Source organism: Bradyrhizobium sp. BLXBL-01 (assembly GCF_051853025.1).
GTDB lineage: Bacteria > Pseudomonadota > Alphaproteobacteria > Rhizobiales > Xanthobacteraceae > Bradyrhizobium.
On record NZ_CP182471.1, the window covers coordinates 6,934,388 to 6,956,759 of the forward strand.

At 65.2% G+C, this 22,372-nt stretch carries 19 protein-coding genes; 12 read left to right on the top strand and 7 right to left on the bottom strand.

All coding sequences use genetic code 11. From position 1 onward, the window contains the following. The first annotated feature begins 167 nt into the window (after positions 1–167). Positions 168–533 (top strand): nuclear transport factor 2 family protein, encoded by a 366-nt coding sequence (locus ACNJYA_RS32175; RefSeq protein WP_271504556.1) that lies wholly within the window; start codon positions 168–170, stop codon positions 531–533. 11 nt (positions 534–544) lie between these two features. Here the strand turns inward: ACNJYA_RS32175 and ACNJYA_RS32180 are convergent, their stop codons facing one another. Further along, positions 545–1,489: a hypothetical protein gene (locus ACNJYA_RS32180; protein ID WP_439401337.1), complete on the bottom strand. Its 945-nt coding sequence runs from the start codon at positions 1,487–1,489 to the stop codon at positions 545–547. 297 nt (positions 1,490–1,786) lie between these two features. Here ACNJYA_RS32180 and ACNJYA_RS32185 point away from each other — a divergent pair, with 297 nt between their 5' ends. The 3 genes from ACNJYA_RS32185 (at position 1,787) to ACNJYA_RS32195 (ending at position 5,404) form a co-directional block, all read left to right on the top strand. Beyond that, entirely contained in the window at positions 1,787–2,347 is a 561-nt protein-coding gene (locus tag ACNJYA_RS32185) for a TetR/AcrR family transcriptional regulator (RefSeq protein ID WP_271504564.1), read from the top strand. 66 nt (positions 2,348–2,413) lie between these two features. Further along, the gene (locus ACNJYA_RS32190; protein ID WP_439401338.1) at positions 2,414–3,274 is read left to right on the top strand and encodes a DMT family transporter; all 861 of its coding nucleotides are present in this window, start codon (positions 2,414–2,416) and stop codon (positions 3,272–3,274) included. Positions 3,275–3,442: 168 nt separating this feature from the next. Beyond that, positions 3,443–5,404 (top strand): putative bifunctional diguanylate cyclase/phosphodiesterase, encoded by a 1,962-nt coding sequence (locus ACNJYA_RS32195; RefSeq protein WP_439401339.1) that lies wholly within the window; start codon positions 3,443–3,445, stop codon positions 5,402–5,404. A 212-nt stretch (positions 5,405–5,616) separates the two neighbouring features. On the opposite strand, the gene ACNJYA_RS32200 is transcribed toward ACNJYA_RS32195, so the two are convergent. The 4 genes from ACNJYA_RS32200 to pgm form a co-directional block, all read right to left on the bottom strand. Continuing rightward, the gene (locus ACNJYA_RS32200; RefSeq protein WP_439401340.1) at positions 5,617–6,597 is read right to left on the bottom strand and encodes a PDR/VanB family oxidoreductase; all 981 of its coding nucleotides are present in this window, start codon (positions 6,595–6,597) and stop codon (positions 5,617–5,619) included. Between the two features lie 11 nt (positions 6,598–6,608). After that, a complete protein-coding gene (locus ACNJYA_RS32205; protein WP_172785821.1) occupies positions 6,609–7,361 on the bottom strand; it encodes a GntR family transcriptional regulator in 753 nt (250 codons plus the stop codon). Positions 7,362–7,364: 3 nt separating this feature from the next. Next, complete coding sequence (locus tag ACNJYA_RS32210) at positions 7,365–8,414, bottom strand: aromatic ring-hydroxylating dioxygenase subunit alpha (protein ID WP_439364396.1); 1,050 nt, start codon at positions 8,412–8,414, stop codon at positions 7,365–7,367. Positions 8,415–8,729: 315 nt separating this feature from the next. Further along, positions 8,730–10,376, bottom strand: coding sequence for a phosphoglucomutase (alpha-D-glucose-1,6-bisphosphate-dependent) (gene pgm / locus ACNJYA_RS32215; protein WP_439364397.1), 1,647 nt, complete (start codon positions 10,374–10,376; stop codon positions 8,730–8,732). A gap of 161 nt (positions 10,377–10,537) precedes the next feature. Between pgm and ACNJYA_RS32220 the strand changes: the two genes are divergently transcribed. Further along, positions 10,538–11,674, top strand: coding sequence for an alpha/beta hydrolase family protein (locus ACNJYA_RS32220; RefSeq protein ID WP_439364398.1), 1,137 nt, complete (start codon positions 10,538–10,540; stop codon positions 11,672–11,674). 50 nt (positions 11,675–11,724) lie between these two features. Beyond that, positions 11,725–12,489 carry a lytic transglycosylase domain-containing protein gene (locus tag ACNJYA_RS32225; protein ID WP_212259501.1) on the top strand — a complete coding sequence of 255 codons (765 nt, stop codon included), beginning with the start codon at positions 11,725–11,727 and terminating at the stop codon, positions 12,487–12,489. Between the two features lie 17 nt (positions 12,490–12,506). Here the strand turns inward: ACNJYA_RS32225 and ACNJYA_RS32230 are convergent, their stop codons facing one another. Beyond that, positions 12,507–13,307: a response regulator gene (locus ACNJYA_RS32230; protein WP_212259472.1), complete on the bottom strand. Its 801-nt coding sequence runs from the start codon at positions 13,305–13,307 to the stop codon at positions 12,507–12,509. A gap of 246 nt (positions 13,308–13,553) precedes the next feature. Here ACNJYA_RS32230 and ACNJYA_RS32235 point away from each other — a divergent pair, with 246 nt between their 5' ends. After that, positions 13,554–14,402 (top strand): MBL fold metallo-hydrolase, encoded by an 849-nt coding sequence (locus ACNJYA_RS32235; RefSeq protein ID WP_439364400.1) that lies wholly within the window; start codon positions 13,554–13,556, stop codon positions 14,400–14,402. Positions 14,403–14,426: 24 nt separating this feature from the next. Here the strand turns inward: ACNJYA_RS32235 and ACNJYA_RS32240 are convergent, their stop codons facing one another. Then, on the bottom strand, positions 14,427–15,314 hold the full coding sequence (locus ACNJYA_RS32240) for an aldose 1-epimerase family protein (RefSeq protein WP_439364401.1): 888 nt from the start codon (positions 15,312–15,314) through the stop codon (positions 14,427–14,429). A 180-nt stretch (positions 15,315–15,494) separates the two neighbouring features. On the opposite strand from ACNJYA_RS32240, the gene ACNJYA_RS32245 reads away from it, so the two are divergent. From ACNJYA_RS32245 to ACNJYA_RS32265, 5 genes are all read left to right on the top strand, one after another. After that, positions 15,495–16,598 (top strand): glycosyltransferase family 4 protein, encoded by a 1,104-nt coding sequence (locus tag ACNJYA_RS32245; RefSeq protein ID WP_260380388.1) that lies wholly within the window; start codon positions 15,495–15,497, stop codon positions 16,596–16,598. 253 nt (positions 16,599–16,851) lie between these two features. Then, on the top strand, positions 16,852–17,991 hold the full coding sequence (locus tag ACNJYA_RS32250; protein ID WP_172785812.1) for a glycosyltransferase: 1,140 nt from the start codon (positions 16,852–16,854) through the stop codon (positions 17,989–17,991). A gap of 103 nt (positions 17,992–18,094) precedes the next feature. Further along, complete coding sequence (locus ACNJYA_RS32255; RefSeq protein ID WP_439364402.1) at positions 18,095–19,420, top strand: hypothetical protein; 1,326 nt, start codon at positions 18,095–18,097, stop codon at positions 19,418–19,420. A 30-nt stretch (positions 19,421–19,450) separates the two neighbouring features. Next, complete coding sequence (locus tag ACNJYA_RS32260) at positions 19,451–20,716, top strand: glycosyltransferase family 4 protein (RefSeq protein ID WP_439364403.1); 1,266 nt, start codon at positions 19,451–19,453, stop codon at positions 20,714–20,716. After that, positions 20,713–22,104, top strand: a complete 1,392-nt coding sequence (locus tag ACNJYA_RS32265; RefSeq protein ID WP_439401341.1) for a hypothetical protein — start codon at positions 20,713–20,715, stop codon at positions 22,102–22,104. The genes ACNJYA_RS32260 and ACNJYA_RS32265 overlap by 4 nt, the downstream gene beginning before the upstream one ends. The last annotated feature ends 268 nt before the right edge of the window (positions 22,105–22,372 follow it).

The following is a 22,372-nucleotide window of genomic DNA, read 5'->3' on the forward strand; positions in this document are numbered from 1 at the left end:
CCCAGCCCTCCCCCGCAAGCGGGAGAGGGGGCCGACCTTCTTCGCGGACGCACCTCAATTTGATCAAGTGAAGCTCTAATCGAATTTGCCGCGGGCGGCCAGTTGACTTTTCGACTATCGGTCGGTATTTACCGACCATCAGTCGGTTTTAGCCTTGAGGTGACAACATGCCGAGCCGCGAGATCGTCGAAGCCTTTGCGAAGCGGCTGGAGGATGGCGACTTCGTCGGCGCGATCCTCGACTACTACGCCCCTGATACCGCGACCTATGAGAACCTCGCCGCGCCCGTGGTCGGACGCGACAAGCTCGCGGACAAGGAGCGCGGCGTGCTGGCGGCGTTCAAGGAGGTCACTGCCGTGCGCCTCGGCCCGAGCCTGATCGATGGCGACGTCGTCGCCAGCCGCTGGAAATTCTCCTTCACGGGCGCCGATGGTGTGACGCGGACGCTGGAGGAGATCGCGTGGCAGACCTGGCGCGGCAATGAGATCGTCGAGGAGCGCTTCTTCTACGATCCGAAGCAGCTCGGACGCTGACCCGGAATGCCCTATCGGTACAGCACCACCACAGCCAGACCGACGAGAGGCGCAAGAAACTGAACGGCCTGCCACCGCGAGCCATCGATCGACCAGCGTCCGTAGAAGACGGTGCCGCCGCGTTGGGCAGGCGACGCCGGTTGATCCCGAAATGCCTTCCACCGCGCCTCGGCAGGCCCGAGAAAATCTTCCGGCTTGACCGCCATGTCGGCGCTGCTCAGCACCACCTGCATCGTCTCGCCTTTCGGCTGGAACATGGCCTCCGCCCCCGGTGGCGAGAAGAAGCTGCGCTTCGCGGCGATATGCTGCTCATAGAAATCCTGACCGACCGTGACGGCCGCAGCGTATGGACTGACGTACGGTACCCCCGAGATGCCGGGAACGACGAGATGGCCCACCCCACGCACCTCCTGCCAGGGAATGAAGAGACCCTTGAGCCACGGCCTGTGAAAGTGGATGCCCGCGGAAGACATGGAGACGACGGCCCGGTCCGAATAGAAGTGCCGGTAGGACGAGAACGCGATCCATCCCAATCCCAGGTAAAGCATCATCCAGCCGAAAACATTCAGCGATGGATTCACGAGATGGCTCCAATAGAGACTGCGCACGGTCCCGACATAGCTGGAGCGGCCGCTTGGCCCGCCGACCAACACGCTGATCACACCGATCACGCCGGCGACGATGATCAGGACAAGGACGCCGATCAACAATTCAAGAAGCAATGGCAGGCCGGACCGCCCGATCAGGGTCGTCAGTGCATAGCCTGCGAACGCCAGACCCAACAGGGCCAGATAGACGACGGCCAAAACGGCACCATTCTGGCCGCGGCTCTCGGCGTGCAGCGCGACCGCAAGGCCGGCGACGCAGGCCCACATGGCCCAGGGAAGGCGGTCCATCCGCCATTTGTCCATCGTGTATCCGACAATTGCCGAAACATCGGCTGAAGGCTCGCTCATGGACAGGCCCTCGGGATCTCGAATGCATGCAGTGCCGACGCGGCGCGCGGTGCCGGTCGGTCCACCGAACGTATCATGCCACAGAGGGAGGCGTCTCGATCGGTCCAAGTGCGGCAAAAAGCCGATCGAGCGACGCATGAGGCCTGACCTTACACCCATTCGGAAGGGCTGAATTGCGGGCGCCATGAGCAAGTCCCGTGCGCCGCTTGCCATTTAAGGACTGATCGGTCTATATATGTTGGCATGAGGCAGACAACACCGCCGCGGGTGCCTCGCGGCCGGCCGCGAAATTTCGATATGGAGATCGCCGTCGAGCGCGCGATGGAGGTGTTCTGGTCGCGTGGCTATCATGCCACGGCCCTGCCCGACCTGCTTCGTGCGACGAGGTTGTCGCGGGGCAGCCTCTACGCCGCTTTCGGTGACAAGCATTCGCTGTTCTTGCGCGCGCTTGATCGCTACATCGCGGATGCCTTGAGGCGGATGGAGGGGGAATTCGATCCTCGCAACGATCCGGTGGCGGGCCTGCGGGCCTACCTTGCCGGCTACGTCGAGCGCACCAGCGGGAGCAACGGTCGGCGCGGATGCCTCCTGGTGGCCACTGCCATGGAATTGGCCGGCCGGGATGCCGAAGTGGGTCGCCGCGTTGCGAGCTTCTTCAGGGCCATGGAAGCCAAGGTGACGGATGCACTGTCCCGCGCGAAAGCGGCCGGCAAGTTGGCCGACGGTGTCGAGCCCGCGATCGCCGCCAACATTCTCGTCTGTTTCGTCGAAGGACTGCGTGTAGTCGGCAAGACAGCTCCGGCACGGGTCGCATCGCAAGCCGCCGCCGACGCTCTCGTCGGCCGCTTCCTAAAGTAATCCCATGGATGCCTTGGCGTATCGGCGCATCCATATATGGACTGATCGGTCCTGAAAAGGTGAGCCATGTCTGGCATCCAGATCGTTTGCGCCATCACCGTTCCCATGATCTGGGGATATCAGTTCGTGGCCATCAAGGTGGGCGTCGCCGAGTTTCCGCCGCTGTTCTTCCTCGCGCTACGCTTTCTGGCCATCGCGGTGCTGCTCGTTCCCTTCGTCGACAGGCCCACGCGTCGACAACTCGGTCCTGTTGCGGCCATTTCGCTGTTCCTGGGCGGACTGAATTTCGGGCTCTTCTATGTCGGCCTTGGACTCGGCTCGGGAAGCATATCGGCCGTCGCGTACCAGCTCGCCACGCCCTTCACCATCCTGTTGTCCTGGCCCATTCTGGCGGAGAGGCCGTCTCTCGCCACCTCTGCCGGAGTCGGACTTGCATTCGTGGGCGTGACCGTGCTCGCGGCGGAGCCGGGCCTGTCGACCAACCTGATTCCGCTGCTGCTTGTAGGTGGTGCCGCTTTTGCCTTCGCGGTGTCCAACGTCTTGACGAAGCGTTACGGCCCCTTTGATCCCTTGATGTTGATGGGGTGGTCCTCGCTGCTCACGGTACCGCAGGTCATGTTGATGTCGCTGCTCCTTGAATATGGACAAGCGGCGAGCCTTGTGACGGCGGGCGAACTCGGCTGGCTGGCGCTCGCCTACACGATCTTCGTGGGGGGAATTGTCGGGTTTGGCCTCTGGTTCTGGCTGATCGCCCGTTGCTCGATGGTGCGCGTTGCGCCCTTCGGGCTGCTGCTTCCGGTGTTTGCCTTGCTTTCGAGCGTACTGTTTCTCGGCGACCGGCTCACGCCAAAGCTGATCGTCGGCGGACTGCTCGCGATGTCCGGGGTCGCCATCACTCAGCTGAGACCGCGCCCTCGCCCCGCTTGATGTCCGGCCTGTCGGGCATTTGTATCGATTTGTTATCGATATTCCGTGACGAACACGCAGAAGTGGTTACGGCGCCCCCCGCAGCCGTGGATAATTCATAGTTCGTCAAAGGTTTGCGGCAAAGTCTCCGAACCGGCTGGACGAAAGGCCCTGCTGCTAGGCTCTGGGATGCGGACTCAAACGACCAACTATGTCGCTCGGCTGTTCGCCGGCGATCTGTCGGCCTTTGGCGGTCCCGCAGCCGACGAGGCCGTCGCCGGGCAAATCCGCGCCGAGCAGATGTCGCTGGTGCTCGGCTATTCGGTCGGTATCATGCTGGCCAATGCCTGCAACGCCATTGTGCTCGCGATCGCGCTGTGGCCATCGCCGGACAGGATCCCTGCGCTGATCTGGGCGGCTTCCGTCGCCGGCGCCGCGATCGCGTTCGGCCTGCAATCGCACGCGGCGCGCCGCATCACCAAGCCGCAATTCGTCTCGCGTCGCGCGATGCACCGGCTGGTGCGCAACGCCTTCATCCTCGGCGCCGCCTGGGGCATCGTCCCGGTCGCCTTCTTCGCCGGCGCTTCGACCGGCGGCCAGCTCGTCATCACCTGCCTGTGCGCGGGCATGTTGGCCGGCGGGGCACTCGCCTTCGCCACCATCCCGATCGCGGCGATCGCCTTCACGGCGCCGATCTTCCTCGGTATCGCCATCTGCCTCGGCCGGAACGGCGATCTCGCCTTTCTCCTGATCGCCTTTCTCGTCGTGGTCTACGGCAGCGTCCTGCTGCGCAGCGTGTTCGTCAATTCGTTCTCGTTCGCCCGGCGCGTGATGCGAGAGATCGAGGCCGAGCGCACGGTGCGGCTGGATCCCCTGACCCATCTGCCCAACCGCGTCGCCTTCAATGAAACGCTCGACGCCGCGCTCAAGCGGCTGGCGCTATCGGGTGAGGAATTCGCGGTGCTCCTGCTCGATCTCGACCGCTTCAAGGAGGTCAACGACCAGTTCGGCCATCCTGCCGGCGACGAATTCCTGGTCCAGGTGGCAAACCGCCTGCAACGCTGCACGCGCGCCGCCGAGCACGTCGCGCGCATCGGCGGCGACGAGTTCGCGCTGGTGATGGCCAACCTGACGCGGCCGGAGGATGCGCTCGAGATCGCCGAACGCTTCGTCGCGGCCTTCGCCGAACCGTTCCAGATCGAGGGCCGTCAGATCGTCGGCGCAACCAGCGTCGGCATCGTGCTGGCGCCGCGCGACGGCAACACGCCGCTCGATCTCATGAAGAATGCCGATGCCGCGCTCTACCGCGCCAAGAAGGCCGGGCCGGGCACGGTCTGCTTCTTCGAGCAAGCCGACGACAGGTCGTCCCGCGAACGCAAGGCGCTGCAATCGGACCTCGCAGGCGCGATCGCGCGCGACGAGCTGTTCCTGGTGTTCCAGCCGTTCCTGGATCTCGGCAGCAACCGCGTCACCGGCTTCGAGGCACTGCTGCGCTGGCAGCATCCGACGCGCGGGCTGGTGCCGCCGAGCGAGTTCATCGCCATCGCGGAGGAGACCGGGCTGATCCACGAGATCGGCGAATGGGTCATCCGCCGCGCCTGCGCGACGGTTGCGGAGTGGCCCGAAGAGATCAGGGTCGCCGTGAATTTCTCGGCCGCGCAGTTTCACAACACGGCCATCCTCCAGACCATCGTGGAGGCGCTCGCCGAGGCCAGGATCGCCCCGCATCGGCTCGAGATCGAGATCACGGAATCGATGCTGCTGTCGAAATACGGCTCGGCTGCGACGGTCCTGAACGCGCTGCTGGAGCTCGGCGTCACCGTGGCGCTCGACGATTTCGGCACCGGTTTCTCCTCGCTGACCTACCTGCGCAAGCTGCCGTTCAGCCGGATCAAGATCGACCAGTCCTTCATCCGCGACATGCTGGTGCAGCCGGACTGCGCGGCGATCGTGAAGTCGGTGATTTCGCTCGCGCGCGATTTGCAGATCGGCGTGGTGGCGGAGGGCGTCGAGACCGCCGACCAGCTCGAATATCTCCGGCAGATCAATTGCGACGAGGTGCAGGGCTATCTGATCAGCCGGCCGGTGGCCGCGGACGGGGTGATGGCGCTGCTGGAGACGAAGAAGTACCGGGCGATTTACGCGGCGTAGGAAAAATTGTGCCTCGGTGCCGGCGACTTGGAAGGTACGCTCCCTCCCCCGCTTGCGGGGGAGGGCTGGGGAGAGGGCTGTCTCCACGGCGGGACTCCCCCAGAGGAGAGAGCCCTCACCCGCGCCTTCGGCGCGACCTCTCCCGCAAGCGGGAGAGGTGGAGCCCGCGGCGCCGTCCGCTTCCTCCTAAGAGAGTCCCGCTCCGGCCTAGCTCAAACCGCATCCGCCCGGAGCAGCGTGTCGACCGTGATGGTGCCACGCGCGCGGGAGACACAGGCGCAGATCTTCTGGTTGGTTTGCTTCTGGTGGTCGCTGAAGAAGACGTCGCGATGGTCGATCTCGCCGTCGACCTCGACCACGTCGATGGCGCAGAGGCCGCATTCGCCGCGCTTGCAATCGTACATCACGTCGTGGCCGCTGGCATTGAGCACGTCGAGCATCGAGCGCTCGCGTGGGATTTCGAGCTCGACACCGGAGTCCTTCAGGCGCACGCGGAACGTTTCGGTCGGCAGCGTGCCGCTGGAGCCGAAGGTCTCGTAGCGGAGATCGGGGAGCGGATGGCCGGCGCCGATCCAGGCATGGCGCGCGGCGTCCAGCATGCGCATCGGGCCGCAGAACAGGGCCAGCGCGCCTTGCGGCAATGAGGCAAACAGCGCGTCGAGATCGAGCCGGTGCCCTTCGTCGCTGGCATGAACCACGAGACGATCGCCGAGCATCGCGGCGAGATCGTCGAGATAGGCGGCCTCGTTGCGCGAGCGCACGGCATAATGCAGGGTCACGTCCGCTCCGTGCCGCGCCAGCGCCTGCGCGGCGCCGAGGATCGGGGTGATACCGATGCCACCGGCAATCAGGCAATAATTGTCGCGGCTCCAGTCGACCGCGAGCAGCGAGGCGGGCTGGGTGATGTCGAGCCGCGCGCCCGGTTGCAAGGACCACATGTAGCGCGAGCCGCCGCGGGAATCGTCAGTGCGGCGTACCGCGATCTTGAAACTGTGCGACGAGGCCTCGCCGACCAGCGAATAGGACCGCGTCTCCGGCAGGCCGTCGATGGTGACGCTGACATTGATGTGGCTGCCGACCGGATAGGCCGTGGCCTCGAACTGATCCGGCCTGATCAGGAATTCACGGACGTTCGGGGTGAGATCGCGGGTGGCGACGAGCGTTGCGGGGGTCCAGGTCTCGATGAAGCGCATGGTGACTGCCCTCAATCGGTTGCGGTCTTGATCAGCGCGAGCGCCGGCAAGAGGTCGAGATGGGTCCGGTTGCGCAGCGCGAGCCGCAGGTTTCGCACCGCGAGCCGCGCATGCTCGCGCATGACGGCCTCGGCGCGCGCGCCTTCACGGTTCTCGATGGCGTCGATCACGACGCGATGGTGCTCCTGGGCGATGATCAGGATCTGCTGCGCCTCGGGCAACGCCGATTGCGCCATCACGAAGCCGCTCGGCGAGGCAAACGGCAGCGCCGAGGCGCGGTCGATCTGCCGGATCAGCGGCGGGCTGCGCGACAGTTCCGTGAGCTGGGCATGGAAGCGCGCATTCAGCGTGACGTAGGACGAGAACGCATCGACCGAGATCGGCACCTGCCGCAGCAGCTCGTCGATTGCAGCGAGGCACTCCTTCAGCGGCTCGAGCTCGCGCGCGGCGACGCCGCGCTCGGCGGCAAAGCGCGCCGCCAGACCTTCCAGCGTGCCGCGCAGCTCGATCGAATCGGAGATGTCGCGCTCGGAAAACGCCTTCACCATGAAGCCGCCGGAGGGGATGGCCTCGAGCAGACCCTCCTCCTCCAGCCGCACCAGCGCCATGCGCACCGGCGTGCGCGAGGCGCCGGTCGTCTCCACCGCCTGAAGCTCGGAGATGCGCTCGCCGGGACGCAGGGCGCCCGACAGGATCTGGTCGCGCAGCGCGAGCTGCGCCTTCACGGTCTGCGAGATGGAGCGGTCGACCTCACGCTCGGCCATGTTCTACTCCGCGGCCTGAAGGTGCTTTGGGGCGTTTTCCTTCGCCACCATCTTGTCGATCAGCTTGCGCGACCACATCGCGCCGGCATCGATGTTGAGGTTGTAGAAGATGCGATCGGGGTTCTCGTCCATCGCGCGCTGCTGCGCTTCCAGGATCAGCTCGTCCTCGCGGAAGATGCCGGAGACGCCCTCGCGGATCTCGGTGGTGAGGCGCTGCTCACCGAGGCGGTAATTGCGGACGAAGGACCAGAAATAATGGCAGGTCTTCTCGGTCTCCGGCGTGATGGTGTTGAGCACGAAGCCGTTGACGCCTTGCGAGCGGTCGCCTTCCGGCGCGCCGGTCCCTGTCGGCGCGACGCCGACGTCGATCGCGATGGTGCACGGCGCCTCGAAGCGGATGATCTGCCAGCGGTCGACCAGGCCGGGCTTGCCGAGCTGCTTGGCCCAGAACGGCGGCGGCTCGATGCCGCGCATCCAGCGCGTCACCGTGACCGTCTTCTCGCCATGGGTGACGTCGAACGGCGCCTCGGCCACCGCATCATTGCCGATGGAGGAGCCGTGCACGAAGGTCTCGTGGGTGAGGTCCATGAGATTGTCGAGCACGAGGCGGTAGTCGCAATTGACGTGGATGGTCTTGCCGTCGCCGGCCCAGGCGGGATCGTGATTCCAGTGCATATCCGGCACCAGCGCGGGATCGGCCAGCGCAGGATCGCCCATCCAGAGCCAGATGTAGCGGTGACGCTCGACCACGGGATAGGCGCGCACGCAGGCCGACGGGTTGATGGTCTCCTGCGAGGGCATGAAGGTGCAGCGCCCCTGCGCGTTGTACTTCAGGCCATGATAGCCGCAGACGACGGTGTCGCCCTCGAGCCGGCCCTTGGACAGCGGCACCAAGCGATGCCAGCAGGCGTCCTCCAGCGCGGCCACCGAGCCGTCGGCCTTGCGATACATCACGACATGCTTGCCGCAGATCGTCCGCGGCAACAGCGCCGCCTTGACGTCGGCGTCCCACGCAGCAGCGTACCAGGCGTTCATGGGGAAGGGTTTTGTCATTGTCTCGCTCCCACGGCTTATGAATACGTTATGTATACAATAGCGGAGGGATGGAATTGTTCAAGGCTAAAAGCGGCGTAACATAATACCGTTGCTCATGTTTCTGTATACATCATTCATCCCGCTGTCATCGCCCGCGAAGGCGGGCGATCCAGTACTCCGCAGCGGAAATTGCCTGAACCAATGACCGCCGCGGAGTACTGGATTCCCCGCCTTCGCGGGGAATGACGGCGGTGACTGCGGTCCAAGCGGGGCACGCGGCCCACCCTCAAGGGACTCCAAGGGAGGGGTAAGAGGGGCGCTTGCGCCGGGGAGCTACGCCGCGAACACCTTCGCCAACCCCGCCTGAGCTTCTTCCTGAATCCGCTTCAGGTGCTCGGGGCTGCGGAAGCTTTCGGCGTAGATCTTGTAGACGTCCTCGGTGCCGGACGGCCGCGCGGCGAACCAGCCGAAATCGGTTTCGACCTTGATGCCGCCGAAGGGCTGGCCGTTGCCGGGCGCCTTGCTCAGCGTCGCGCGGACGGGATCGCCGGCGAGGTCCTTGAGGCCGAGCTGCTCCGGCGTGACGGATTTCAGGATGTTCTTTTGCGGCCCGGTGGCGGCGACATCGATGCGCGCGTAGTGCGGCATGCCGAACTCGGCGGTGAGCTCATTGAAGATCTGGCTGGGATCGCGGCCGGTCCTGGCCATGATCTCGGCAGCGAGCAGGCCGAGGATGATTCCGTCCTTGTCGGTGGTCCACACCGCGCCGTCGCGGCGCAGGAACGAGGCCCCTGCACTCTCCTCGCCGCCGAAGCCGAAGCCGCCGGTGACGAGGCCGTCGACGAACCATTTGAAGCCGACCGGCGTCTCCACCAGCTTGCGGCCGAGCTTCTTGGCGACGCGGTCGATGATCGAGCTCGACACCACGGTCTTGCCGATCGCGGCATCCTTGCCCCAGTCCGGACGGTGCGCGAACAGGTAGGAGATCGCGGTCGCCAGGTAATGGTTCGGATTCATCAGCCCGCCGGTGCGCGTGACGATGCCGTGGCGGTCGGCGTCGGTGTCGTTGGCAAAGGCGACGTCGAAGCGGTCGCGCATGCCGATCAGGCTCGCCATCGCGTAAGGCGAGGAGCAGTCCATGCGGATCTTGCCGTCCCAGTCCACCGTCATGAAACGGAAGGTCGGGTCGATCGCCTCGTTCACGATCGTGGCCTTCAGGCCGTAGCGCTCGATGATCGGATGCCAGTAATGCACGGCGGCGCCGCCGAGCGGATCGATGCCGATTTTGACGCCGGCGGATTTGACGAGGTCGAGATCGACGACATTGCCGAGATCGGCGACGTAAGGCGTGACGAAGTCGTAGGCGTGGACATTCGCGGCCTTGCGCGCCTTGGCATAGTCGATGCGCTTCACGTCCTCGAGGTCGCCTGCAAGATAGGCGTTGGCGAGCTTCTCGACGACGCCCGTCACGTCCGTATCGGCAGGCCCGCCATGGGGCGGATTGTATTTGTAGCCGCCGTCCTCGGGCGGATTGTGCGAGGGTGTGATGACGACGCCGTCGGCGAGGCCGCTGCTGCGGCCCTTGTTGTAGGTGAGGATCGCATGCGAGATGACCGGCGTCGGCGTGTAGCCGCCGTCCTTGTCGATCATGACCTCGACGCCGTTGGCGGCGAACACCTCGACGGCGCTGACCAGCGCAGGCTCGGCCAGCGCATGGGTGTCGATGCCGATGAAGAGCGGGCCGGTCAGGCCCTTCTCCTTCCGGTAATCGCAAATCGCCTGCGTGGTCGCGAGGATGTGGCCTTCGTTGAAGGTGTTCTTGAACGAGGTGCCGCGATGGCCCGACGTGCCGAACGCCACGCGCTGCGCCGGATCCGATGCATCCGGTCTGTTGGCGAAATAGGCCGTCACCAGCCGCGGAATATTGGTGAGCACGTCCGGCGAGGCCTGCTTGCCCGCCGCGGGATCGACTTCTGCCACTGAAATATCCTCGTCCTGTCGTGAGTGCGGGACACCATAGCATCGGCCCGGCCCCCGCCAAGGGCACAACACGCGCGAGGGGGAAGGCGTTCCTTGGGGGTAGCGAAGGTGGTGCAGCGGGTTCGTGCTATGCTCGGCACCACCACCCATCGAATCGTCTCATGATCCCTTCGCGCAAGCTGCTCGTGCTGATCGCCGGCCTCATCCTGGCCGGCGCACCGGCGCGCGCCGCGGAGTTCTACACCGAGGACCTTCGCATCCCGATGGCGGAGGCCGGACCGCAGGGGCTCGAGGCCTTCCTGGTCCGACCTGCGGGGACGAAGCGCTATCCCTTGGCGCTGCTCAGCCACGGCTCGCCGCGCAAGTTCGAGGACCGAGCGGCGATGTCGGCGCATAAATATTACGGCATTGCGCTGGAATACGCCCGGCGCGGCTTTGCGGCGCTGATCGTGATGCGGCGCGGCTATGGCACCTCGCCCGGCGGGCGCGTCGACAGCGTCGGCGGTTGCGCAAAGGCGGCGTACCTGCCGGCGGCCGCCGTCGCAGTTGCCGATCTGCGCGCCGCGATCGATGCGATGGCGCACCGGGGCGACGTCACGATTTCGGGCATGATCGCGGCCGGCCATTCCGCCGGCGGCCTTGCCACGGTGGCGCTGAGCGCGCAGGCCCCGCCCGGTCTCGTCGCCGCGATCAACTTCGCCGGCGGCCGCGGCTCGCGCGACGACGACGATGTCTGCAACGAGGAGGGGCTGGTGCAGACCTTCGCCACCTTCGGCAAGAGCTCGCGCGTGCCGATGCTGTGGGTCTATGCGAGCAACGATTCCTATTTCGGTCCCGATCTCGCGCGCCGCCTCCATGACGGGTTTCGCGCCGGTGGCGGCAATGCGAGGTTCGTGGCGGCGCCGGCTTACGGCGACGACGGCCATTATCTCTATTCGGTCGCGGGCCGGCCGCAATGGACACCGTATCTCGACGCCTTCCTGCGCGAGCGCGGGCTCGGCCGTGAACTCCTGAGCCTGCCCGATCCGCTGCCGCCACCGCCCCAGCTCAGCGAGGCCGCGCGGGCCGAGTTCGCGCGCTATCTCGCCAGCCTGCTGCCGCACAAGGCCTTTGCGGTGTCGCCGAACGGCGGCTACGGCTGGCGCACCGGCCGTGCGACAACTGAAGAGGCCCGGCGCGACTCGCTGGCGGCCTGCATGAAATGGTCGCCCAGTTGCACGCTCTATGCGGTCGATGACCAGCTGGCCGAGCCATCGCAGGCCAGACCCACCGAGCAGAGCGCCCGCGCGCGGCAGTGACAGACGCGCCAGAGGCCGGTTTGTTAACTCCGGAGCTCTATGACAAGCCCATGCTGTGGGATCGGGCACGCTTCAATCTCGGCGCGACGTGGAGGCATGTCGCGGTCGTCCTGCTCGTGTCGGCTCCGATCGGCGCGCTTGCGGGCGACGGGGGGACCGAGCTCGGCGCCGGCGAAACGCCGTCATCGCGCGCGATGATCCGGAAGATCATCGAGCGGGAAATAAAAAGCACCAATCTGCCGGCCGACATCGCCGAGGCGATCGTCTTCGTCGAAAGCGGCTACAACCCGGCAATCATCGGCGGCGCGGGCGAAATCGGCCTGATGCAGGTGCGCCCCGAGACGGCGGCGATGCTGGGCTTCCACGGCAGCAACGCGGAGCTGGCCGAACCCGACGTCAACATCCATTACGGGGTGCTTTATCTCAGCCAGGCCTGGCGTCTTTCGGGCGGGGACCTCTGCCGCGCCCTGATGAAATACCGGGCGGGTCATGGCGAAGAGGAGATGACCGCGCGGTCGCAGGTCTATTGCAACCGGGCCCGCAACCGGCTTCTCGCGATGAGCGCAATGCCGGCAGGCCCCGAAGCTGCGGCTGCTCCGGATCCGGCGCCTGCAGTTGCCGTTGCGGCTGCGGCTGCGGCGCCCGCAAAAGCGGCGAGCCGCCCGAAGATGCCGGTGCAGCCCAAAGCCGTCTATGCCAGCTATCGTCAAGGCACCGCAGCCGCCAGCCGCGCCTATTGGGCCGCTCACGAGGCGAGGGTCAGCCAGATCAAGGCGCGCATCGAAGCACGTTGGAAGCGCGTTGCATCGCGCTGACGGCGATGCCCTATGCTCTAGAGCCGCTCGCTGAGCGCGAGCTTGTAGCCAACGCCGGTGACGGTCGCGATCACGGGCGTGCCGCTGCCGACCAGCTTGCGGCGCAGTCGTGCCACCAGCGCATCGACCGTGCGGATGTCGACGTCGGCCTGGCGGTTGCTGACGACCTCGATCAGATAGTCGCGGCTGAGCGGCCTGCCGTCGGCGCCGACGAGCGCCGCCAGCAGGTCGAATTCGGCGCGCGTCAGCGCCACCGGCTTGCCGTCGTTGCCGAGCAGTTCGCGCCGGGTCAGGTCGATGATCCAGTCGCCGAAGGCGATCGAATTGTGGTTGCGCGCCGCCTTTCGGTCGATCGAGCGCCGCCGCAGCACGCTGCGCGCACGCGCGAGCAGATCGCGCAGGTTGATCGGCTTGGTGACGTAATGGTCGCCGGCGACCTCGAGGCCGAGAATGCGGTCGACGTCGGTGTCGCGCCGCGTCACGAAGATGATGCCCACGTTGCCGGCGGCCTGGATCTCCTTGGCGAGCTCGAAGCCGTCGCCGTCGGGCAGTTGCACGTCGAGGAAGACGAGATCAGTGCGCGCGCGCAGCGCCTGACGGCACTCCGTGCAGGAGCCGGCGCCGACCACATCGAAATTGTTGTCGCTGAAATAGTCGACCAGCATGGTCCGTGTCACCGGATCGTCCTCGACGACGATCAGCCGCTCGCGGCCGGCCGGACGCGATTCCTGACGTGCGGAAACCGTCACGGTCCTGGATGATCCGACCTGCGAATTCAAGTCGCTGCGCGTCGCGCTGTCATGTGAACGGACATTCACAGCCTGTTCGAGCCCCCGAAATTGCCTGCCGCAATACTAGGCGCGTTGTGACGCGCAAACAATATTGGTCATGGTCTCAACGTATTTAGTATGAATTGGCCCACAATTCTCATTCCGCGCACCATCGCGCCGGCAGCCTCCCGTTCTCTGAAAATCAGATTACACTTCGGGTAGCCCGCTGCGGATTGCTCCGCCCGTGAGCTCACATCTACTGTGCGTCCAAAAGCCTGCACTCGGAGGTGGCCCATGGAGGTCATACTGCTCGGCACCGGCGGCCCACGTCCAGACCCGCGTCGCATGGCGACGACCACGCTGATCAGGCTTGGCGAGGAGAACATCCTGTTCGACGCCGGCCGTGGCGTCATGGTGCAGCTTCACAAGGCGGGCGTGCCGCTCGGCGCCATCAACACGGTCTTCCTCACCCATCACCATTTCGACCACATCGGCGATCTCTACGACGTGATGTTGAATTCGTGGATGCACGGGCGCAAGGACGAGCTGCGCGTCTATGGACCGCCGGACACCGAGCGGCTCGTCAACACGCTGGTCACGCAGGTCTACGACAAGGACATCGCCTGGCGCGACCAGGGCGAGCCGACCTTCGGCGGCTGGAAGCCTGTCGCCGCAACGGACATCGTGCCGGGTCCCGTTCTCGATACCGGTCGCTGGAAGATCAGCGCCGAACTGGTCTCGCATGGCGACGGTCTCGACATGTCGCCGGCCTTCCTGGAGCGCTGGATGTGTCTCGGCTATCGCTTCGAGGCCGAGGGCAAGGTCATTGCGATTTCCGGCGACACGGTCCCTTGCCCGGGGCTGGAGCGCCTGGCCGAAGGCGCCGACCTGCTGGTCCAGGTCTGCTTTCTCGCAACGCCCGAGATCAACAACGAGCACTTCCGCCGGCTTGCGAAACACACGCTCGCCTGCGGCGACACCGTCGGGAAGATCGCGGCCAAGGCCGGCGTCAAGAAGCTCGCGCTGACCCATCACCGTCCGCGCACCGACGACGCCATGCTGACCGCATTGCTCGATGACGTCAGGCGGGACTATGCAGGACCGGTCGTGCTCGGCGAGGATCTCACGCGCATCGAGGTCTAGGCATCGTCGATCAGCTCGCCGGCCTCAGGACGATCCGACCTCGATGCGGAACGATAATTGCTCTTCCGCGCCGGCCGCGATGTGCATCAGTCCCGGCTTGTCGGTGAAGTCGCCCTGGAAGCCGGCGGGACTTGCATAGCCGCGCCAGGGCTCGATGCAGAGGAACGGCGCACCTGACGGTTTCGACCAGACGCCGAGCTCGCGAAATCCGCGCCAAGACATTTTCAGCCAAGGTCCGGTTGATGCACCGCCCGTCGCGGCATAGCGGACCGAATGGCTCTCGATGCGGTCGAAGATGACGGCGTCGTCGACGAACAGGGAATCCGACAAGGGAAGCGACGTGCCCTTGACCGGGCTCGGCTCCGCCACGGGGCGCAGCAATCCAGCTTCCAGACGGCGGATCGGAGACGATTCGGCGCTCGCGAAGGTCAGTGCATAGCTCTCCTTGGCCGCGCCGGGCTGCAGCGGCCAATTGAAGGCGGGATGACCGCCGATCGACGCCGGCAACGTCTCCTTGCCGGTATTTGCGATCGTGAGCGTCAGATCGAGGCCGGACTCATCGATCGCATAGGCCGCCGTGAACCGGAACGGGAATGGATAGAGCGCGCGCGTCGTCTCGTTGTCCTCGAGCACAAGAGTACAGCGGCTCTCGCCGCGTTCCGCCCACACGAAGCGGCTGTCGCGGGCAAAGCCGTGCTGCGTCATCCGATACGTCTTGCCCTGGTGCCGCAATTCGTCGTTGGCAAGGCGCCCGACGATCGGAAACAGCAGCGGCGCGTGACGCGGCCATTCCGGCCCCGCCTGCCAAAGGAATTCGGTGCCACCGCCCTTCAGCGAGCAGAGCTCGGCGCCGTGCGCCTTGACGGTCGCGGTGAGCGAGCCGCTGCGAAAGGAGTGGGTGTCGTCGGTCATTGCCGACCTCTACACCCCGCCCTGGCACGCAGCAAGGCGACGCCGGCCATGCAGGCGGCGCCTCCGAGCCATGCCGGGCTGCGTCATATTTCTGTACCTAACGATTGCTCACGTGCGGCTTCTCCACCGCGAGCTCCCCGCGAACCCGGCCGGGACTCCATGAACCATCGTGGTAGTCAATTGAAATTCTTCATCAACGGCCGCTTTCTGTCGCAAAAGCTCACGGGCGTGCAGCGCTATGCCGCCGAAATGGTCAAGGCGATCGACGGGCTGCTCGCGTCGGAGCAGATTCCGGCCGTGCTGCGCAACGCAGACTGGCAATTGTTGAAGCCTGCGGATGCAAGCGAGGAACTTCATCTCGACCGGATCAAGATTCGCGCCGTCGGCCGGTTGCATGGGCACGCGTGGGATCAAGTCGATCTCGCCCGCGCCGCCGCCGGAGGCCGCTTGATCAGCCTGGCCAATTCCGGGCCCGTCTTCCATCGCGACCACATTGTCGTGATTCACGACGCCCAGGTCTTTCGCAGGCCCGACTTCTTCAATTGGCGCTATCTGACCGTCCATCGCACGATGGGTCGGATGCTCGCCCGGCACGCAAGCATCGCAACGGTATCGGGATTTTCACGCAAGGAGCTTGCGGATGTGCTGAATCTCTCGGCATCGCGCATTCCGATCTTCCCCAACAGTGCCGAACACTTTGCGGCCACGAAGCCCGATCCCGGCATTCTGGCCCGACTTGGCGTCCGGCCGCAGAAGTTCTTCCTGTTCGTGGGCTCGAAAACCAAGAACAAGAATCTGTCCGTCGCGATCCGTGCCATCCAGCTGCTCGACCGGGCTGACGTTCCCCTGGTCATCGTCGGCGGCGACAACAGCAAGGTCTTTCAGGATCATTCCGGCGAAGGGGTTTCCGGCCTGCTGCTGGCCGGCCGCCTGACCGACAGCGAGATTGCCGCACTTTATGCGCACGCATCGGCCTTCGTGTTTCCGTCGCTCTACGAGGGATTCGGTGTCCCGCCACTCGAAGCCATGATCTTCGGCTGCCCGGTGATCGCCTCGACGGCCGACGCCGTCGTGGAGACGTGCGGCGACGCGGCTGCGTATTTTGGCGCCACGGATGCCGAAGCACTGAAGCAGCTCATGCTCGAAAGACTGGCAATCGGCGCGATCTCTGAGCAGGAACGCAGGCGACAACAGGATCGTCTTGCATTCTATTCGTGGAAGAAATCGGCGAAGGCGTTGCTCGATCACCTCGCGGCGCCGGCGAACGTCGCCAGCGCTGCGTGAAACGCGGCGCGGTTCGCCTATCGCGCGCAATGGTTTTTGCACAAACGATTTGCAACTCGCGTCTCTCAGCACGGTTCCATGAAACTTCTTCTTCGTTCTTGCGGCGATCGCAAGCACGAGCGGCTTGGCGCAACATGACCACATCCCTGCCCCAATATCGCTACGTATTCGAGGAACTGTGTTTCGCACTAGCGAACACAGAACAGGGATACAGATGTCCGGCTCTCCAACGCGGCCCTATGCAAGGCAAACGATGAAAGTGCTGCACATCGCCGAAACGATCCGTGGCGGGATCGCGAGCTATCTGAACGAGTTGCATCCTCAGCAGCAGGCCAGCTTCGGGGCCGAGAACGTGCATTATGTCGTGCCGTCGGATCATCGGGACGACCTCGGCGCGGTCGATGACAACCAGATTACGACATTCGAGCGATCCGGCCGCAGCGTCGCCGGCCTATTCCAGATGTTGCGTGCAAGCATGCAAGCGCTGGACGCCTTCAGACCTGACGTGGTGCACCTGCATTCTTCCTTTGCGGGGCTCGTGCTCCGGCCCGCGCTGGCAGCCCGCTCGGGCGGACCGCGCGTCGTCTATTGTCCGCACGGCTGGGCATTTTCGCGCGAGACCGGCCGCTTCAGTCACGTGCTGACCAAGGCGGCGGAGAACCTGCTTGCGCGCACGTCGGACCGAATCATCTGCATCTCCGGCGACGAGCATAGCGAGGCGTTGCGCGCGGGAATTCCTGCCGACCGCCTCACCCTGGTCCACAACGGCATCTCGAAGAGCCGCACGCCGCAGCCCGTCTCGGCGGACTGGACCTCCAAGAAGGTCAAGGTGCTGTTCATCGGACGCCTGGATCGGCAGAAGGGCTTCGATCTCCTTATCGAAGCGGCGCGCGCGCTCGAGGACGTCCTCGACATCCGCATGATCGGCGCCTCCGTCGTCAACAAGTATGAAGGCCCGGCGGTGCCGCCCAACGTGTCCCTGCTGGGCTGGCTGGACCGGCCGACCATCGAGACCCAGCTCGAGGCAGCCGATCTCGTCGTGATTCCGTCACGATGGGAAGCCTTCGGCCTCGTCGCCCTGGAAGCGATGCGCGCGGCCAAGCCGATCCTGGCATTCCGCAGCGGCGCCTTGCCCGAAATCGTCGTCGACGGCGTCACCGGCGTGCTTTGCGAGCCCGTCGCGGTGCAGCCGCTCGTCGACGGCTTCCGGCGAGCACTCGATCTCGACCTCAAGGTGCTGGGACAGCGCGGCTACGACCGCTTCAAGCAGCTCTATGACGTCGAGAAGACGCATGCACAATTGCAGCAGGTCTATGCCGAGCTGCTTCGGGACGACCAGACGCCCGTCGAAGCGAAGGCGGGGCTGCAGTCGGACCTCTCCAAGAATTTCTGATGATCAACATGCACGCTTGCCCTAGCAGATGCGGGAGATCGCGATGGCGATGCTCTCGAATAATGTCACTGCCCCTGCATCGCGCGTGAGCATGATCTAGACCATGACACGCCCACGCACGTTGCTTCGCGACAATGTCCTTCGCCTCGCGGGCCTCATCTCGGTCATTGTTCTGTCGGTCCCCGCCTGCGCTCAACCGCTCGACGCCCGATTCCTGCTCGGCGTCGGCACCCATCAGGGGTTGGGCGGGCCGGTGAGCGCGCGGGGATACGTGCCTGCGGAGAACATCGCCCAGATCAAGCAACTCGGCCTCAACGCCTTCCGCGACGATTTCCCCTGGTCCGATTTCGAAACGGCGGGACGCCGGATGGGCTTCACGCCCAGGCTGGGCCGGCTCGAGGCGCAGGTCAGATCCGGCATTGCGCGTCCGCTGCTGATTCTCGCCTTCGGCCATCATCTCGTTCCGAATTCCTCGCCGCCGACGACCGATGAGGCGCGGCAGCGGTTCGCCGACTATGCGGCAGCGGCGGCGCAATCCGTCGTGGCGCAGCATCCCCTGTTCGAGCTCTGGAACGAGTGGAATCTGGCGGCAAAGAAAGATGCCGCATTCTCGCCGGAAAATTATCTGGCGCTGGCGCAAGTCGCGCGACCTGCGGTCAAGCGCGCGGCGCCGAATGCGCCATTCCTGGTCGGCGCCCTCGGTGACGATCTGGGCTGGGCGTGGACGGAGAAGATGCTGCGAACCGGCATTCTGCAGTATGCCGACGGCGCTTCGATCCATCTCTATAATTTCTGCATGGGCCCGAGCAAACGGACCTCGGCCGAGATCATCGAGCGACTCACGGCGTTTCACCGGCTCGTCGGCCAGGCGAGTGGAAACCCCGACTTCCCGGTCTATGTCACCGAGACCGGCTGGACCACGGCCAGCAACAAATGCGGCGTCAGCGAGCAGGCCCAGGCCGACAATAGTGCGCAGCTCATCCTGTGGGCGTCGACCGCGGCGCGCTGGCTCAAAGGCATCTGGCTCTACGAGCTCAAGGACAGCGGACAGAATCCATCGGAGCTGGAGCACAATTTCGGGCTCTACCGTTTCGACAATTCGCCGAAACCCGTCGCCTGCGCGGTCCAGGGCGCCTGGGCCTTCATCCGCTCCAGCCTGAGCGCCGAGAAGCGCGAGCTCGCCAGCGGCGTCGTGTCGATCAACGCAACGACGACGTCCGGCGCCAGAGTTGCGGTCTGGTCCGAGGCTCCCGACCGGCGTTACGAGGTCCGGCTCAAGGGCGATCAGGAAGGCGCAACGTTTGCGCTGCCGTGCGACTCGGCCGCAAGACCTGCGTCCGGAGCCTGGATTCCGGTTTCGAGCACGCCGGTTCTCATTGCAGCAAGCAACGGTGCCATGCCCTCCCTGGAGATAAGACCGGCGCGGTAAGCGCGATTTTGCAAGACATGAGGTTACGCCATGAAAGTTCTTTTGACGTCCACGCTTTATCCGACGCCTCAGGCCCCGAAGATCGTCGGCGGTGCAGAGATCTTCGCGCGGCGCTTCGCCGAGGGCCTGGCGCAGCGCGGAGACGAGGTCGAGGTGATCCGGGCCGCGTCCTCCCATGGGCAGGAGCGCGAAAGCTGCAACGGCATCAACGTCTATTCCGCGCCGGTCCAGAACATCTATCGCCCCTTCACCGAGCAGAAGAACACCGTCTTGCGCAGCATCTGGCATGCGGTCGACGACTGGCAGATTGAGGCGCCGGTGATCGCGGAACGCATCCGGGCCTTCAAGCCGGACGTGCTGCACTCCAACAATTTGTCGGGTCTCACCACCGCGATCTGGCGCGTCGCCGCCCAGCTCGGCGTGCCGGTGCTGCATACGCTTCACGACTATTATCTGACCTGCCCGCGCTGCTCTCGCTTCGACAAGGGACGCTCCTGCGAGCACACCTGCACGAGCTGCGGGATCCTGACCTTTCATCGCAAGCGGGCGACGCATTGGCTGAGCGCCGTGGTCGGCGTGAGCGAGCGCGTGCTGTCGATCCATACCGATATGGGCATGTTCGCGGAGACGCCGATCCGCACCGTGATCCGCAACGCCTCGACCGAGCCGCCGCGCGAGCCCTATCCTCGCCCGGTCTGCAGCTCGGAAGTGACGTTCGGGTTCATCGGCCGCCTCACCGAGGAGAAGGGCATCGACAACCTGATGCATGCCCTTGCCATGCTGCCGCCCGACCGCATCCGGATGATGATCGCCGGCCGGGTCAGCGAGGAGGAGCAACGCCGCCTCAGGGCGCTCGCGCCGCATGCGCGTATCGAGTTCATGGGCTTCGTGGCGCCGGACGATTTCTACCAGCAGGTCGACGTGGTGGTCGCGCCATCCATTTGGCACGACCCCGGTCCACTCGTCGTGGCAGATGCCAAGGCGGCCGGCAGGCCGCTGCTCGGAACGCGCTTTGGCGGCATGCCCGAGGTCATCGAGCACGGCGTGACGGGCTGGCTGACCGATGCCGATCCGCAATCCCTGGCCGACAGCATGCTGGCAGTCGCGTCTGATCCGCACAAGATCGACGAGATCAGCCGGCGCCTGATCGCGGATACCAACAAATGGATATTTGCCGACGTGCTGTCATCCTACAAGACTCTGTATGAGCAATTGCGCGAGCAGCGGATGTCGCGCATGCGCTCGGCAACCAAAGCGCCGCGGGCCGTCGGCAAGGAACGCCTCATTCCGAGATGACACGCCTCTTCGCGATGGCGGGCTACCTCTATCAGAGTGCCGCGGCGATCATCCTGATCTTCGCGATCAGTCACCTGTTGCCCGCCGCCGACTACACCAATTTCTCGCTGGCACTGGCCTCGAGCCAATTGCTCTGCGTCCTGATGTTCGAGTGGCTGCAGCTCGCCGGATTGCGTTTTCTGGCAGCAGCCGGGGAGGACGAGGCGGCCCGGCTGAGGTGGTCGCTCTTCGCCGCAGGCATGTCGAGCGCGGCCGCGCTCGTCGTGGTCGGCAGCTGCGCATCGCTGGCCAGCGTGCTCCCGGCTGGGATCATCGCGCTGGGCCTCGGCATCTCCGTGCTTCAGGGCCTGACCGACCTCTATTTCCTGTCGGTCCGTCTGTCCGACCGGCTGGGCATCGCCTCCTCTCTTCTGGCGTTTCGCGCCACCGCTCTCCTGACCGGGGCCGCCGCGGGAGCCGCGATTTGGGGAACGGCCGAGGCGGCGCTGCTCGGCGTCGGCGCGGGCCACGCGCTCGGCCTGCTCACCGGGCTGCTGGCCTATCGCACACCCCTGGAGCGCGTTCCGCTGCGGAGGGTGCTGGCCGACTGGAAGGATTTCTCCCGCTACGGCATGCTGGCGGCGGGTGCGTCCGTCATCCATCTGTCGGTGCCGGTGCTGCTCCGCTTCATTATCATCGGCCGGCTGGGCGCGACGGGAGCCGGCGCCGGATTTTCGATCGCGCTCGACCTGCTGCAACGCCCGTTCTGGGTCCTCAATGCAGCGATCCACACCGTGAGCTATCCCGATGTGGTGAAGGACTTCGAACGCGGAACCGTCATGAAGTCGGTTCAATCGGCGCGGCGGATGTTCGAATTCATGGTCTGCACGACACTCGTGCTGCTCGGCGGCCTGGTCGGCTTCATTCCGGATGCAGCCCGTATCCTGGTTCCGCGGGAGAGCCTTGATGGCTTCCTGACGACGGCACCTGTTGTCGCCGTCTTCTATTTCCTGCACACGCATCTCCAGGCGACCGTCGCGGTCGTTCCGCACCTGGAGAAGCGCGCGACGAGGCTCGTGGTCGTTGCGGCCGGCCAGCTCGCGATCGTCGCCGCCCTCGCGCTGGCCGCGACATGGGCCGGCCTGTCGCCGCGACAGGCAGTGGGCTGCGCTTGCCTCGCCACGCTCGCGACGATCCTGGTCGCGCTCGGCCCGACGCTGCGGTTCGAGGCATTCCCGCGCTGGTCCCTGGTCGTGCAGGCGCTGGCGGCAGCGGCGCTGATCGGATCGCTCGGCGCGATGCCGACCGAGCCGGCGGCCTGGCTCGCGGGCAAGATCATGATCGCCGCGATCGCAACGGCGATCGTCGGATGGCGCGGAGACTTTCTGATGCTGGCCCGCCGCGGTTAATCGGCGGCACGCATCGCTTCTTGCCGGACCTTGCGGATGGTCAAGCCGATGCTTGAGCCGAGCCGGTCCAGTTCCCTCGCGAGACCGTCAGCCTTTCCCCGGAAGCCGAGGCACCAATACCCGGGAAAATACGGACACAACCAGTGCGTTAAAAAGCATCACCTTACCCGCCCATGAAGGCGGCATGGCTGCCGGCGCGCTGTGCAATCCTACGATCTCGGATCTTATGCGCATATATTCAGCAACGCAGATCATGAAAATCTTGAAA

Excerpts from the sequence above, each read along its gene's own strand:
- ACNJYA_RS32235 (WP_439364400.1), top strand. The coding sequence starts at position 13,554 with ATGGAGGTCATACTGCTCGGCACCGGCGGCCCACGTCCAGACCCGCGT.
- ACNJYA_RS32250 (WP_172785812.1), top strand. The coding sequence starts at position 16,852 with ATGAAAGTGCTGCACATCGCCGAAACGATCCGTGGCGGGATCGCGAGC.
- ACNJYA_RS32265 (WP_439401341.1), top strand. The coding sequence starts at position 20,713 with ATGACACGCCTCTTCGCGATGGCGGGCTACCTCTATCAGAGTGCCGCG.
- ACNJYA_RS32255 (WP_439364402.1), top strand. The coding sequence starts at position 18,095 with ATGACACGCCCACGCACGTTGCTTCGCGACAATGTCCTTCGCCTCGCG.
- ACNJYA_RS32205 (WP_172785821.1), bottom strand. The coding sequence starts at position 7,361 with ATGGCCGAGCGTGAGGTCGACCGCTCCATCTCGCAGACCGTGAAGGCG.
- ACNJYA_RS32185 (WP_271504564.1), top strand. The coding sequence starts at position 1,787 with ATGGAGATCGCCGTCGAGCGCGCGATGGAGGTGTTCTGGTCGCGTGGC.
- ACNJYA_RS32195 (WP_439401339.1), top strand. The coding sequence starts at position 3,443 with ATGCGGACTCAAACGACCAACTATGTCGCTCGGCTGTTCGCCGGCGAT.
- ACNJYA_RS32190 (WP_439401338.1), top strand. The coding sequence starts at position 2,414 with ATGTCTGGCATCCAGATCGTTTGCGCCATCACCGTTCCCATGATCTGG.
- ACNJYA_RS32180 (WP_439401337.1), bottom strand. The coding sequence starts at position 1,489 with ATGAGCGAGCCTTCAGCCGATGTTTCGGCAATTGTCGGATACACGATG.
- ACNJYA_RS32240 (WP_439364401.1), bottom strand. The coding sequence starts at position 15,314 with ATGACCGACGACACCCACTCCTTTCGCAGCGGCTCGCTCACCGCGACC.
- ACNJYA_RS32220 (WP_439364398.1), top strand. The coding sequence starts at position 10,538 with ATGATCCCTTCGCGCAAGCTGCTCGTGCTGATCGCCGGCCTCATCCTG.
- ACNJYA_RS32260 (WP_439364403.1), top strand. The coding sequence starts at position 19,451 with ATGAAAGTTCTTTTGACGTCCACGCTTTATCCGACGCCTCAGGCCCCG.
- ACNJYA_RS32175 (WP_271504556.1), top strand. The coding sequence starts at position 168 with ATGCCGAGCCGCGAGATCGTCGAAGCCTTTGCGAAGCGGCTGGAGGAT.
- ACNJYA_RS32210 (WP_439364396.1), bottom strand. The coding sequence starts at position 8,414 with ATGACAAAACCCTTCCCCATGAACGCCTGGTACGCTGCTGCGTGGGAC.
- ACNJYA_RS32200 (WP_439401340.1), bottom strand. The coding sequence starts at position 6,597 with ATGCGCTTCATCGAGACCTGGACCCCCGCAACGCTCGTCGCCACCCGC.
- ACNJYA_RS32225 (WP_212259501.1), top strand. The coding sequence starts at position 11,725 with ATGCTGTGGGATCGGGCACGCTTCAATCTCGGCGCGACGTGGAGGCAT.